The sequence below is a fragment of the Desulfocurvus vexinensis DSM 17965 genome (assembly GCF_000519125.1).
Taxonomy (GTDB): Bacteria; Desulfobacterota; Desulfovibrionia; order Desulfovibrionales; family Desulfovibrionaceae; genus Desulfocurvus; species Desulfocurvus vexinensis.
In genome coordinates, this window is the sequence record NZ_JAEX01000020.1 from 38,252 (window position 1) to 51,757 (window position 13,506).

The window sequence follows — 13,506 nt, forward strand, 5'->3', positions numbered from 1 at the left end:
GAGGCGAAAAATATGTAGAACGCGCGAAAAAGAACGTGCGATTTTGTCTTGCTGCAATGGAAATATGTCGGGCAGACGGCTAGAGGCAGCTCTTGCGTAATGTTTCGTACGGCGTTTCACCGAAACGATTGCGGTAGCAAAGAGTGAAGTGGCTTTGGGAGCCGAAGCCGCAGGTGAGGGCCACGGCCAGCACCGTGGTGCCCGGGGCGGCCTGGGCCAGCAGGTGCCGCGCGCGGGCCAGGCGGCACTCGCGCAGGAAATGCGAGGGCGAGTAGCCCCGGTGGCGCCGGAAGGCCATCTGGATGGAGCGGGTGCCCATGCCCACGCTCCGGGCCAGGTCGGCCATGCGCAGGGTTTTTTCGGCGTTGGCCTCCAGGTAGGCCTCGGCCATGCGCACCACCTTGGGCACGCCGGGCTGCGTGGCCGTGTCGAGCCGGTGGCGGTGGTTGTGGGGCAGGCAGGTCAGGATGGCCGCCAGCAGCAGGTCCTCGTAGCGCGCGGCGAGGGGACGCAGGCGGAGCATGGCGGGCTCGCGGTCGAACAGTTCGACCAGCCGGGTGAGCAGGGCGCACAGGTGGCGCGGGCCGGGGCTGGCGAGGTCCACGGCGGGGGTGAAGACCAGCGGCGCCTGGATGGGGGAGCCAAGCAGGCGGGTCAGGGCGTCTTCCAGGGCGTGGCGGCGCATGCGCAGGAACAGGATCTTGTGGGCCCGGCGCTGGGTCAGGGCCACGGGACGCGGGAAATCGAGCATGGCCGCGCACCCTCCGGGCGTGCAGGCTATTTCCATGGCCCGCGCGTGGACGGTCATCTCGCCCTCCAGCACGATGTACAGGGTCAGCGTGTTGCGCAGGGAGCTGGTGCGCAGCCGAAATCCTGTACTCATCTCTGCATAGTGGACGGAGATGCGGTCAAACTCGATGCAGTTGTGGATGGCAGAGAATTCGTGGTGCGGATTGATGTCAACATCGGCACCGTTGTAGGCGGCTCCCAGTGCCTTGCGGACAATCTCCGGGTCGCCAGTGGCAACCCGGGGGAAAGAGGAAAGCGGGAGGAATTGCATGGCTGCGGAGTATAGCATGCATAAAACCGATTGCATGCACTGGGATTGGCCTGGAAGCGTTTGAACTGTTTGCAGATATAGTACCATTTGTTTCTCCGGGGCATTTGCAGGGGGGCGCCACAGGGAACGCGTTATCCCTGTTCCTTAGTGCAGGGGCGACGCGGTGTCTCGCCGAAAGGCGAAAAAGGTGCCAGGAAAACGAATGGACCGCTTGAAATCGCAGGGGGTTTGCCGTGGTTTCCCTTCGGGGACGTAGGGGAATCGCCGGGTGTGTGTGCAGGCGGCCAGGCGGGGGCGGGGCGAAGGGGCGGCGCGAGGGCCGCATGGTGCGCAGCAGGCGCTGTGGGCCCAGGCGGGGCAGGGCGAAAAACCGCAGCGTGTGCCTGCCTGGTGTCGCACAGGAAGGGGTGTGTCGCCGTCCGCAGGCGGGCCGTTGCTGCGCCCGGCCCCGGGGCCGGGGGGCTGGTGCTGCGCTGCCGTTGCGGGGGGCGGCGCGGGCGCAGGAGCCGTGGCGCGCCGTTTCCCGGGGTCTGGCGCATGCAGCGTTGCCCCGTTGTGTTTTCGCGCCGCGCACTGTAGTATTCTGTGACACGGGCTCCCAGGCGCAGGAGCAGGTACCAGCACCCCCCGGAGGCCAGCGCCCCGATGCACGAGCTGCCGCGAAAGAGTCGTCCCGCCATCCTGCGGCGCAGGTCCATATCCCGCGACCTGACGGTTTCGCTGGCCCTTGGCGTGCTGCTGGCGGCGCTGGTGCTTGCGCTGTACGTCTACCAGTGGCAGGCCCGGGGGGCGATGCGCGACTTGGAGTCCCGGGCTGACGAGGCCATCGCCAAGGCCGCCGACGTGCTCTCCCTGCCGCTGTGGAACCTGGACACCATCGGGGTGCGCATGGTCGGCCTGGCCTTCGTCCAGAACGAGGAGGTCGAGGCGGTGCGCATCGTGGACGCCCAGGGCCGGGTGCTCTTCGAGCAGAACAAGAGCCGGGGCGGCGAGGCCATCCACCGCACCCGCGAGGTGCGCTACAACGACCTGACCCTGGGCCGCGCCGAGATCGCCTACACCCTGGACTCCTACACCCGCCAGATGCAGTCCCTGCTGTGGGGCCTGCTGGCGGGGCTGCTGGTGACCTTCTGCGTGGTGCTGGCGGCCACGGGCGTGCTGCTGCGGGTGTTTTTGCGCAAGCCTCTGGAGGGTCTGGTCCAGGGCGCGCGGCGGGTGGCCCGGGGCGACTACCGGGGCGCCCCGGAGGTGGAGCACGCCGAGCTGGAGGAGATCGCCGCGCACTTCGGGGCCATGAGCGAGGCCGTGGCCCAGCGCGAGTCCGAGCTGCGCCGTGTGAACCTTGAGCTGCGCAGCGCCGAGCGCAAGTACCACTCCATCTTTGAGAACGCCATCGAGGGCATCTTCCAGACCTCCGAGGACGGGGTCTGCCTGAGCGCCAACCCCTCCCTGGCGCGCATCCTGGGCTACGACTCGCCCGACGAGCTCATCGCCCTGCCCTGCCTGGCCTACCGCGACCCCGAGGACCGCAAGCTCCTGCTGGCCCAGCTGCGGGCCCAGGGGCGCGTGGCGGCCCAGGAGGTCCAGGTGCTGCGCCGCGACGGCACGCCCATCTGGGCCAGCGTCTCCGCCCAGCTCATCCGCGACCCCGAAGGCCGGGTGCGCCACATCGAGGGCTCGCTGGTGGACGTCACCGTGCGCAAGAAGATGGAGGACGAGCTGCGTCACCAGGCCCTGCACGACCCCCTGACGGGGCTGGCCAACCGCGTGCTGTGCACCGACCGCATCTGGCGCGCCCTGGAGCGCGGCAAGCGCCGCGAGCAGTACCAGTTCTGCGTGCTGTTCGTGGACCTGGACCGCTTCAAGGTCATCAACGACTGCCTGGGCCACCGCTTCGGCGACCGGCTGCTCATGGAGATCGCCCGCCGCCTGCGTGAATGCGTGCGCGACCTGGACACAGTCTCGCGCTTCGGCGGCGACGAGTTCATCGTGCTGCTGGAGGAGCTGGAATCGCCGCGCACGGCCATGCGCGTGGTCAAGCGCATCCGCCAGAGCATGCGCACGCCGTTTGCCTGCGACGGGCACGAGGTGCGCGTGTCGGCCAGCATCGGCATCGCCCTGGGCTCCGGCGCGGGCCAGAGCCCGGAGGAGCTGATCCAGAGGGCCAACGTGGCCATGCACCGCTCCAAGGAGTCCGGGCGCGACCGCTTCAAGGTCTTCACCCCCGGGATGCTCGACCGCGCGGCCCTGCGCCTGACCCTGGAAAACGACATGGAGCGGGCCATGCGCGAGGGCGAGTTCTTCCTGGAATACCAGCCCATCGTCAGCGTGGACGGCGCCCCCCGGCTCTACGCCCTGGAGGCCCTGGCCCGCTGGCGGCACCCCGAGCGCGGGCTGCTGCCCCCCGGCGAGTTCATCCCCGTGGCCGAGGACTCGGGGCAGATCGCCGCCCTGGGCCTGTGGGTGCTGCGCGAGGCCTGCCGCACGTTTGCCCTGTGGCGCCAGACCGTCCCGGGCGGGCGCGATGTGCTGTTGTCCGTCAACGTGTCGGGCCGCCAGTTCGCCCAGGCCGACCTGGTGGCGCGCGTGCTGGACGTGCTCGACGAGGCGGGCCTGCCGCCGGACCGCCTCAAGCTCGAAATCACCGAGACGGCCATCATGCAGAACGCCGAAATGGCCATCGACAAGCTCGCGGCCCTGCGGGCCCGGGGGGTGCGCATCAGCGTGGACGACTTCGGCACGGGCTATTCGTCCATGAGCTACCTGCAGCGCCTGCCCCTGGACACCCTGAAGATCGACCTGTCCTTCGTGCGCGGCATGGACGAGTCGGTGGAGAACCGCGAGATCGTGCGGGCCATCATCAATCTGGCCCATTCCCTGGGGCTGGAGGTCATCGCCGAGGGCGTGGAACGCGCGCGCCACCAGCAGGCCCTCGAGGAACTGCGCTGCGAGTATTTCCAGGGCTACTACTACTCCCGCCCCCTGGACGCGGCCGGGGTCGCCGGGTTCCTGGCCCGGCTGGCGCGGGAGGCCTGCGCGGCCCCTGCGGCTCCGTCCAACTGACCCTCACTCCAGATAGCGGGCCACCAGCGCCTCGTATTCCGGCCCGGCCAGGACTTCGTCCAGGGCCTGCTGGAAGCGCGCCACCAGCGCGTCGGGCGTCTCGCGGTGGAAGGCGTAGCAGACCTCGGTCTGGCGCAGGACCATGACCACTGCGTAGGCCCCGGGGTCGCGGCCCGTGCGCTCCAGCAGGCGGCGCATGCTGCGCTCCTCGTAGGCCACCAGATCCAGCCTGCCCGCGTCGAGCTTGCGCAGGTTCAGCTCCATGTCCGCCACGGGTTCGATGCGCACGGGGTGGCCCAGGTCGAGCAGGGCGGCCTCGGCCACGTCGCCGCGCACGGTGCCCACGGCGAGGTGCTCCAGGCTGGACGAGGACAGGGTGCGCGCCGTGTCTGCCGCGCGCGAGAACAGCACGAAGCGCACCGCGTCGATGGGGCAGGCCCATTTGAACAGCGTCTCGCGCTCGGGGGTGCGGGCCATGCTGAAGGCCACCGTGCCCGGCTGGGTCAGGGCCGCGTCGTAGACCCGCGCCCAGGGCTGCACCGTCACGGGCCGCTCGGCCATGCCCATGCGCGCCCAGACCAGCCGCAGCAGGTCCACCGACAGGCCGCGTACCGCGCCGTTTTCGGCGTAGTTGTAGGGGTAGTACTGTTCGGTGAGGTAGGCCAGCCCCTCGGGCCCGGGCGGGGCGTCCGCCCGGGCGGGCGGGGCGCACAGGGCCCAGGCGAGGACGCAGGCCAGGAGCAGGGCGCGGGGCAAGGGGAGCATGGAGCCTCCTGCGGCCGGGGGGTGCCGGGGTTGTCGGACAATGCTAGCACGCCGGTGCGGGGAAGGAAAGTCCATCTGCCCCGCCCGCAGGCGGTCCTGGATATTGGAGACCACGGTGGCCTTCTTGTTGTGCTGCCGCTCCCGCCCGCAGGCGGTTCTGCCGCCGGTGCGGTTCTTTGCGCTTGCCCAGCCCTGCGCGGTCTGCTATCCGGGACTTTCGATCGGATATCATCGATTTGGCCCCGGGCGGCCCCGCCGCCACGGGAAAACGCGGTCACGTCACATGAAAAGGAGTGAGGTCATGGGTAGGAAATTCGTCACGCTTGCAGTGGCCACGCTGGTCAGCCTCATGCTGGCCTGTGGCGCCTTCGCTTCCGACAAGGTGCTCGTCAACGGCATCGACTTCGGCTTCCCGCCGTTCGGCTTCGTGGACAAGGACGGCAAGCCCACCGGCTTCGACGTCGAGGCCGTGGACTGGATCGCGGCCAAGATGGGCTTCAAGGTCACCCACCAGCCCACCGACTGGGACGGCATCATCCCGGCCCTGAACGCGGGTAAGATCGACTTCATCGCCTCGGGCATGAGCGCCACCGCCGAGCGCGCCAAGGTCGTCAACTTCACCATCCCCTACTACGCCGTGACCCAGGTGCTGGTCGTGCGCGCCGACGAGGCCCGGCCCCTGGACGAGATCCTCAAGTCCGGCGCCAAGGTCGGCGCCCAGCGCGGCACCATCACCGCCGGGCTGCTCGAGGAGCTGGCCAAGAAGGACGGCTACAAGTTCGAGCTGGTGCAGTACGACTCCACCGACCTCTCCATGCAGGACCTGCCCCTGGGCCGCATCGTGGGCTCGGGCATGGACAGCTCCATCGCCTACGAAGTTATGAAGGGCACCGACTACAAGGTCGCCGGCACCTTCGACGTGGCCCCCGAGAACTACGCCTACGCCGTGCGCCAGGCCGACACCGAGCTGCTGAACACCCTCAACGAGGGCCTCAAGCTGCTCATGGCCGACCCCTACTGGGAAGAGCTCAAGGCCAAGTGGGACATCCACTAGCCCCGGCCTGACCGACATCATTTGACCGCCCGGACGGGTTCGGGTATCCCGAACCCGTCCGGGCGGTCTGCGTTGTCCGGCTCCCCCCAAGGCGGAACCATGAATTTCGAAAAAGCCATCAGCGCCATCATCGACGCCCTGCCCTACATGCTGGGCGGGGTGTGGGTCACCGTGGGCCTGGTCGTCGGGGCCCTGGCCCTGGGCTTCGTGCTGGGCGTGCCCCTGGCCGTGCTCCAGGTGTACGGGCGGCCCCTGGCCCGGAGGCTGGTGCACCTGTACGTCTGGCTGTTTCGCGGCGTGCCCATACTGGTGCTGATCTTCCTCTTCTATTTCGGCATCCTGCCCCACCTGGGGCTGGACAGCGCCTTCTGGGCCGGGGTCATCGTCCTGGGGCTGACCAGCGCGGCCTACCAGTCGCAGATCTTCCGGGGCGCCATCCAGTCCCTGCCCGCCGGGCAGCTCAAGGCCGCCCGCGCCCTGGGCATGACCGACCTGCAGGCCATCGCCTGCATCATCCTGCCCCAGGCCCTGCGCCTGTCCATCCCGGGCTGGTCCAACGAATTCTCCATCCTGCTCAAGGACTCGGCCCTGGTCATGGCCATCAGCGTGCAGGAGATCATGGCCCGCACCCGCTCCGTGGCCGGGCGGACCCATGAGCCCGTGGCCATGGCCCTGTTCGCCGGGGTGCTCTTCTTCATCCTGACCTGGATCGGGCTGCGCCTGCTGCGCGGGCTGGAGCGCAAGGTGCGCATCAAGGGCTATTCACAGGAAGGATCCATGTCATGAGCCAGAACCAGGAAATCCTGCGCGTGGAGAAGCTCAACAAGAGCTTCGGCACCAACCATGTGCTCAAGGACGCCACCCTGACCCTGCGCAAGGGCGAGCTCAAGGTGCTCATCGGGCCCTCGGGCGGCGGCAAGTCCACGCTGTTGCAGTGTATGAATTTTCTCATCCCGCCCGACTCCGGGCGCATCTGGCTCGACGGGACGGAGATCCTTGGCCACAAGAAGCGCGAGCTGTACGCCTACCGCCAGCAGGTGGGCATGATCTTCCAGGATTTCAACCTCTTCGACCACCTGAGCGCCCTGGGCAACGTGCGCATCGCCCTGACCAGGGTCCGCGGCATGTCGCGCAAGGACGCCACCGAGCGCGCCATGGCCGAGCTGGACCGCGTGGGCCTGGCGGCCAAGGCCGGGCTCTACCCGGCCCAGCTCTCGGGCGGGCAGAAGCAGCGCGTGTCCATCGCCCGCGCCCTGGCCATGGACCCCAAGGTCCTGCTGCTGGACGAGCCCACCAGCGCCCTGGACCCCGAGCTCATCGGCGAGGTGCTGGCCGTGGTCAAGGACCTGGCCACCGCCGGGATGACCATGATCATGGCCACGCACCAGATCACCTTCTCCGCGCAGCTGGCCTCGGAGTTCGTGTTCATGGAGCAGGGCGCCATCATCGAGCACGACTCGCCCGCGGCCCTGCTGGCCCCGCTGGCCTGCACGCGCACCAAGGCATTCTGCGCCAAGATCAACGAACTCACGGGGGAGCCCGTCTAGCATGTTCGAGGAATACTGGCTTTTCGCCTCCGAACGGGTCGTGCCCGGGCTCAACGCCGCGCTGCTGGTCAGCGCGCGGCTCATCGTGCCCTCGGCCCTGTACGGCGCGCTGCTGGGCATCCTCACCGGCGTGCTGCGCGTGTACGGCCCGCGCCCCGTGCGCCGCGTGGCCGACGCCTACGTGTCGCTGTTCCGGGGCACGCCGCTGGTGGTGCAGCTCTATTTCTGGTATTTCGCCCTGCCCTACATCCGCGTGGGCGGGCACGCCATCGTCCTGGACGCCATGCAGGCCTCCATCCTCGGGTTCGCCCTGTGCAGCGCGGCCTACCAGTCGGAGTACATCCGCGGCGGGCTGCTTTCCATCAAGGCCGGGCAGATCAAGGCCGCCCGGGCCCTGGGCATGAACCCCATGCAGACCGTTTTGCACGTCGTGCTGCCCCAGGCCGTGCGCCGCGCCCTGCCCGGCTGCGGCAACGAGGTCGTCTACCTCATCAAGTATTCCTCCCTGGCCTCCATCATCACCGTCAACGAGCTCACCGGCACCGCGCGCAGCATCGCCAAGGCCACCTTCCGGCCCATCGAGGCCTACGCCACCGTGGCCGTGTACTACCTGGTGCTGGTCACGCTGGCCGTGTGGTTCTTGCGCTGGCTGGAGGACCGCATGAGCATCCCCGGCTTCGAGCGCCCGCGCGACTAGGCGCGCCAGCCTGCCGGGCTCCCCCCACGAGGCGCCCCATGACCACCGCATCCGCCGCCCCCGCCGCCTACGTTCCCCTGGGCCCCGAAACCCTGGAGCGCCTGCGCGCCGCCCTGGGCCCGGAGACCGTGCGCACCGACGCCGAAACCCTGGACACCGCCTCGCGCGACGCCTCCACCGAGGTCCACCGGCCCGAGACCGTGGTCCGCGCCACCTCGGCCCGCCAGGTGGCCGACCTGCTGCGCCTGGCCGCCGAGCTGCGCTTCGCCGTGACCCCGCGCGGCGCGGGCACCGGGCTGGCCGCCGGGGCCCTGGCCGTGCATGGCGGTGTGGTCCTCGACCTCTCGGGCATGAACCGCATCCTGGCCATCGACCCCGCCAACCTGCTGGCCGTGGTCGAGCCCGGGGTCATCGTGGCCGACCTGCGCAGCGCCGCCGCCGCCAGGGGCCTCTTCTACCCGCCCGACCCCGCCAGCCTGGCCACCGCCACCATCGGCGGCACCGCCGCCACCAACGCGGGCGGCCCGGCCTGCGTCAAATACGGCGTCACGCGGCACTACGTCCTGGGCCTGGAAGTCGTGCTGCCCTCGGGGGAGATCGTCACCGCCGGGGTCGCCACGCGCAAGGGCGTGGTCGGCTACGATCTGGCCCAACTGCTGGTGGGCTCCGAAGGCACCCTGGGCGTCATTACCCGGCTGTGGCTGCGCCTGGTGCCCATGCCCGAGGCCACCCGGGCCCGCGTGGCCGTGTTCCCCTCCCTGGGCGCGGCCATGGGCACCGTGGCCGCCGTCATGGCCGCCGGGGTCACGCCCAGTGCCGTGGAGTTCCTGGACAGCCGCTGCCTGGCCCTGGTGGGCGACATGCTGCCCCTGGACCCGCCGCCGCCCCCGGGCGCGGCCCTGCTGCTGCTGGAAACCGACGGCTCGGCCAGCGCCGCCGACCAGGACATGGAGCGCGTGGCCGCCGTATGCGCCGCCCAGGGCGCCCTGCACCAGATTCCCGCGCCCGACGAGCAGCGCCGCGCGCAGTTGTGGGACGTCCGGCGCCAGGTCTCCCTGCGCATCCACGAATCCGCCCCTGTCTATGTGCCCGAAGACGTGGTCCTGCCCCTGGCGCGCATCGCCGCCTTTGTCGAGGCCCTGCCGGGCCTGGAGCAGCGCCACGGCCTGACCATCTACGCCTTCGGCCACGCGGGCGACGGCAACATCCACATCAACATCACCGCCCCCCAGGGCGTGGACGCCGCCGTGGAGGCCTGCATCACCGAGCTGCTGCGCCTGGTGGTCGCCATGGGCGGCACCATGAGCGGCGAGCACGGCATCGGCCGGGCCAAGCAGCGCTTCCTGCCCCTGGAACTGGCCCCGGCCTCCATGCACCTGCAACGCGCCCTCAAGGACACCTTCGACCCCGGGCTGATCCTCAACCCCGGCAAGGTGTTCGCGTAGCGACGCGGCGAAGCGGGCCTTTTCTCTCGCAGCAAGGAAAGGGTGGCAGAAGCGCAGCCAAGGCGATAGTGGTCTCACGGAGGACGGCTTTCCGCGAGTGCCTGCATGGCCAGGGGCTATCAAGAGGGAGCCTACCCAAGGGAGGATTCAGTGACGGACTATCTTCAGAAAGCCTTTTCCGACGGGCATCTTCAGATCGTCGCTTCGGGCAAGGGCGAGAAAATCCGGTATGTCGCCGTGAACGTCTCGGAAAAGTGGAGTGACCCGGAAGAAAAGGTTCGCGCCGCCTATTATGCCGAGTTGATCTATCGCTATGGCTACCAGCCGCAGTGCATCGGCGTGGAAGTTACGGTCCCCGACCGCATGCCGGTGGACCGCGCCGATCTCGTTGTGTTCCGCGACAAGGAGCGCACCAAGCCCTTCGGCGTTATCGAGTGCAAACGCGACGGCGTTTCTGATACCGAGTTCAAACAGGCCGTCGAACAGGCCTTCGGCAACGGCCACGCCCACAAATTCCGCGCCGAGTACATCGGTGTCATTGCCGGTCAGACTCGCGCGTTCTACGACTGCTCGGACAAGTACGGGGCGTTGGAGCGCGAGGCGAATATCGTTGCCGACCTGCCTATTCAATATGGCAAACCGGAAGAGTTCAAATACTACAAAGGCGCTTTCCCGAAGCCGGACATCGGCGCGGTCAGCCGGGACGACCTGATCAAGACCATCCGCAAATGCCACCAGACCCTGTGGGGCGGCGGGCGCCTCTCGCCGCCCATGGCCTTTGGCGAGTTGACCAAGCTGATCTTTTTGAAGACCCGCGACGAGAAGAAGCCGCGCAAGAAGGGGCAGCCCTACGAATTCCAGATCAAGACGAACGAAACACCGCAGCGCCTCGCCGCCCGCATCAAGGCCATGTATGCCGTCGAGCGGCAGAATGAGCCGGATGTCTTCAACGACGATATCAAGATCGATGATACCACGCTCAAGAACGTGGTGCTCCACCTGGAGGGCGTCGACCTCACCTCCACTGACCTGGACACCAAGGGCGTTGCCTTCGAGCAGTTCATGGACGGCTTTTTCAAGGGCGACTTCGGTCAATACTTCACGCCGCGCAACATCATCGCCTTCGCCACGAAGATGCTGGACATCCAGGCCGACGATTTCGTCATAGACCCAGCTTGCGGCTCTGGCGGCTTCCTGTTGCACGCGCTGGACCATGTGCGCAAGCTGGCCGATGAGTTCTTTCCCGGCGAAGGTGGTGGCGATGGAAATGAGGAAACCGGTCGCCACCGCGACTACTGGCACAGCTTTGCCGAAAAGCGCCTGTTCGGCATCGAAATCAACGAGGAAATCGCCCGCGTCGCCAAGATGAACATGATCGTCCACGACGACGGCCACACGAATATCATCGGCAACGACGCGCTGGAACCCTTGCCCGTCATTGCCAGCAAGAACCAGGGGTTGTTCAATGTCCTCGGCCTCTGCCGCGAGGAAGTTGTCAACGCGGAGACCGGCAAGCCGGAGGAGATAATCAGGCGCGACGAAAGCAAAGGCTTCGACAAGATCCCCACCAATCCCCCCTTTGGCGCCGTGATCAAAGAGGGTCTGCACAGTTATATTTCCAGCTATGAGCTTTCCCGCTACGTCGCCAAGGGCAACAACAGGGGCGGGAGCGACGAGGAAGACACCAGCGCCGACTACAAGGCGGGCAAGAAGGCGATCAAGCAACGCAGCAGCGTCAAGACCGAAATCATCTACTGTGAGCGGATTTGGCAGTTGTTGAAGCCGGGGGGGCAGGCCGGGGTCGTCCTGCCCGACGGCCTCCTGACCAACTCCAGCCTGCAAGGCGTGCGCGACTGGATTCTGGAGCGTTTCAAGGTGCTGGCCGTGGTCAGCCTGCCGCAATTCGCCTTCGCCCACTTCGGCGCGGGGGTGAAGTCCAGCGTGGTGTTTTTGGAGAAGCGCGCGCTGGGCGTGCCCGCCTCGGACGACGAGGCCATCTTCATGGCCATGGCCGAGAACATCGGCTACGACGCCACCGGCCGTACCACCTACCAGGTGGAAGTGTTGGACGAGACTCCGGGACAGTCGCGCACCGAGCGCCAACGCTGCGACCTGTTCGATTGGCAGGTGGCTTTCGACTGGGTGCCCGGCGAGGGCAAGAAAACCGGCCACTGGTCCGAGCGCCACCGCCATGTCATCCCCGGCAGCGGTCTGCTCGGCCAATACGCCGTTTTCAAGCGCGACCCAGAACCTTTTTTCGTCTAGCCCCCGTCCCCGCAGGGCAGCCAGTCTGCTTTGCGGTGCGGCGGGGGAATGCAAAGGAACGTATTGATGTTGATTTCAACACACCACGTTTTCAGGCGTTGCGACAGGCGCTAAAGTTTGGTGTTTGGAGGGCGCGCTCAATCAAGTCACTTGCTACTTACTTAAAGACTGGATTCGCGGCGGGGCTGCAAGATCAAGCAACTGGCAACGAGGAAGGTGTTCCTCATCTGCGGCCACTCAATTTGCTTGAAAATGGCAACTTATCTCTGGAAGGAACAAAGAAAGTCCCTTTTGAATCAGTTGGTGATGAGGATCTCTGTCAGCAAGGAGAGGTTCTCTTTAACAATACAAACTCCCCAGTGTGGGTTGGAAAGTCAACAATTTTCGATCTAAATGAATTTTGCGCCTGCTCGAATCACATAACCCGTATTGGGTGCTCAAGTGACGTACTTCAAGGCTTCCTTGTAGAAGCGTTAAATACGCTCCGAGCTATTGGTTATTTTAAGACGCTTAGCACTAGTTTCAATAATCAAGCAGGAATCAATACGCAAGAGCTTGGGAGGACTGAGATTCCTCTCCCGCCCCTCGACATCCAGCGTCGCCTGGTGGACGAACTCGACGCCGCCCGCGCCAAGCGCGACCACGCCCTGGCCGAGGCGGAGCGGTTGCTCGCCTCCATTGATGAGTATGTTCTCGGGGTATTGGCGATTCTGCCCGAATCGGATGATCGCCGGGTCTTTGCCGTTCGGCTGAATCAGGTCAAGCCGAGGCTCGATGCGGATTACCACAGCCCCTATTTCCAACGACTGCGAAGAGCAATTGAGCAATCAAGGCATGCCACGAAAAACTTGGGAGACTTGACGGTGTTCATGCGTTCCGGCTTTGCCGCCGGTCGGCAGGACCAGGCGCGTGGAGATGAGGCCGCCGTGCCACACTTGCGACCGCTCAATTTGAACGCCTGGGGCGAATTATCTGTTGCTGAAACCAAGAGCGTTCCGGAAACAAGGGTCAAGGTAGATGACTATTTAGTTAAAGGCGAAGTGCTGTTCAACAACACCAATTCAGCCGAATGGGTGGGGAAAACAGCCGTATTCGATTTGGATATACCTTGCGCGTGCTCCAACCATATGACCAGGATTGCGCTGAATCCGGATATTAATCCTTACTTTGTTGCAGCATTGCTGAATGCGTTTCGTGGTGTCGGCTATTTTGCAGCGCTGAGCACGTTCTTTAACAATCAAGCCGGAATCAATACCAACACCTTGGCTTGGGGCGGTGTACGGTTTTCTTGGACACCGAATTGGGAGTAAGAGATCCCCAGGAGGTGTTCGATGACGAAGGATGGAATGAGGGGCAGAGGAGCCTCCTCCCCGGTGGAGGGAGGCCATAGGCCGACCGGAACCGGGGATGAGGCACGCAAGCCGCCCAAGAGGTTCTGGGCCAAGCACAAGACCGAGGCTGTGCTCAGGCTACTGCGTGGTGAGGACATCGAGATTTTGAGCCGTGAACTTGGCGTGACCGCCGCCGCCCTGACCCGCTGGCGGGATCAATTCCTTGCTGGCGGTGCCGAGGGGCTCAAGAAGCGCTCACCCAAGGACGAGGCAGAGGTC

The 13,506-nt window shown here is 66.3% G+C and carries 11 protein-coding genes; 9 read left to right on the forward strand and 2 right to left on the reverse strand.

All coding sequences use genetic code 11. The annotated features are described in order from the left end of the window. Positions 1-79 precede the first annotated feature (79 nt). Positions 80-1,147 carry a helix-turn-helix domain-containing protein gene (locus G495_RS0112315; RefSeq protein WP_084458220.1) on the reverse strand — a complete coding sequence of 356 codons (1,068 nt, stop codon included), beginning with the start codon at positions 1,145-1,147 and terminating at the stop codon, positions 80-82. Positions 1,148-1,705: 558 nt separating this feature from the next. Here G495_RS0112315 and G495_RS20525 point away from each other — a divergent pair. Continuing rightward, positions 1,706-4,123: a putative bifunctional diguanylate cyclase/phosphodiesterase gene (locus G495_RS20525; RefSeq protein ID WP_051445352.1), complete on the forward strand. Its 2,418-nt coding sequence runs from the start codon at positions 1,706-1,708 to the stop codon at positions 4,121-4,123. Between the two features lie 3 nt (positions 4,124-4,126). Here G495_RS20525 and G495_RS0112325 read toward each other — a convergent pair whose 3' ends face one another. Next, positions 4,127-4,888, reverse strand: coding sequence for a substrate-binding periplasmic protein (locus G495_RS0112325; RefSeq protein ID WP_051445353.1), 762 nt, complete (start codon positions 4,886-4,888; stop codon positions 4,127-4,129). Positions 4,889-5,189: 301 nt separating this feature from the next. Between G495_RS0112325 and G495_RS0112330 the strand changes: the two genes are divergently transcribed. From G495_RS0112330 to G495_RS22860, 8 genes are all read left to right on the forward strand, one after another. Beyond that, positions 5,190-5,942 (forward strand): ABC transporter substrate-binding protein, encoded by a 753-nt coding sequence (locus G495_RS0112330; protein ID WP_028588061.1) that lies wholly within the window; start codon positions 5,190-5,192, stop codon positions 5,940-5,942. Between the two features lie 99 nt (positions 5,943-6,041). After that, positions 6,042-6,728, forward strand: coding sequence for an amino acid ABC transporter permease (locus tag G495_RS0112335; RefSeq protein WP_028588062.1), 687 nt, complete (start codon positions 6,042-6,044; stop codon positions 6,726-6,728). Further along, positions 6,725-7,489 (forward strand): amino acid ABC transporter ATP-binding protein, encoded by a 765-nt coding sequence (locus tag G495_RS0112340; protein ID WP_028588063.1) that lies wholly within the window; start codon positions 6,725-6,727, stop codon positions 7,487-7,489. The genes G495_RS0112335 and G495_RS0112340 overlap by 4 nt, the downstream gene beginning before the upstream one ends. A 1-nt stretch (position 7,490) precedes the next feature. Beyond that, entirely contained in the window at positions 7,491-8,186 is a 696-nt protein-coding gene (locus G495_RS0112345; RefSeq protein ID WP_028588064.1) for an amino acid ABC transporter permease, read from the forward strand. Between the two features lie 38 nt (positions 8,187-8,224). Then, positions 8,225-9,631 (forward strand): FAD-binding oxidoreductase, encoded by a 1,407-nt coding sequence (locus G495_RS0112350; protein WP_051445354.1) that lies wholly within the window; start codon positions 8,225-8,227, stop codon positions 9,629-9,631. Positions 9,632-9,781: 150 nt separating this feature from the next. Then, positions 9,782-11,896: a type I restriction-modification system subunit M gene (locus G495_RS0112355; RefSeq protein WP_028588066.1), complete on the forward strand. Its 2,115-nt coding sequence runs from the start codon at positions 9,782-9,784 to the stop codon at positions 11,894-11,896. A 35-nt stretch (positions 11,897-11,931) separates the two neighbouring features. Continuing rightward, positions 11,932-13,206: a restriction endonuclease subunit S domain-containing protein gene (locus G495_RS21795; protein ID WP_156939699.1), complete on the forward strand. Its 1,275-nt coding sequence runs from the start codon at positions 11,932-11,934 to the stop codon at positions 13,204-13,206. A 21-nt stretch (positions 13,207-13,227) separates the two neighbouring features. After that, positions 13,228-13,506: helix-turn-helix domain-containing protein (locus G495_RS22860; RefSeq protein WP_156939583.1), on the forward strand; the 279-nt coding region annotated here is incomplete at its 3' end.

Coding starts and splice junctions, on each gene's coding strand:
- G495_RS0112330 (WP_028588061.1), top strand. CDS start 5,190: ATGGGTAGGAAATTCGTCACGCTTGCAGTGGCCACGCTGGTCAGCCTC.
- G495_RS0112345 (WP_028588064.1), top strand. CDS start 7,491: ATGTTCGAGGAATACTGGCTTTTCGCCTCCGAACGGGTCGTGCCCGGG.
- G495_RS0112325 (WP_051445353.1), bottom strand. CDS start 4,888: ATGCTCCCCTTGCCCCGCGCCCTGCTCCTGGCCTGCGTCCTCGCCTGG.
- G495_RS20525 (WP_051445352.1), top strand. CDS start 1,706: ATGCACGAGCTGCCGCGAAAGAGTCGTCCCGCCATCCTGCGGCGCAGG.
- G495_RS0112335 (WP_028588062.1), top strand. CDS start 6,042: ATGAATTTCGAAAAAGCCATCAGCGCCATCATCGACGCCCTGCCCTAC.
- G495_RS0112340 (WP_028588063.1), top strand. CDS start 6,725: ATGAGCCAGAACCAGGAAATCCTGCGCGTGGAGAAGCTCAACAAGAGC.
- G495_RS0112315 (WP_084458220.1), bottom strand. CDS start 1,147: ATGGTACTATATCTGCAAACAGTTCAAACGCTTCCAGGCCAATCCCAG.
- G495_RS0112350 (WP_051445354.1), top strand. CDS start 8,225: ATGACCACCGCATCCGCCGCCCCCGCCGCCTACGTTCCCCTGGGCCCC.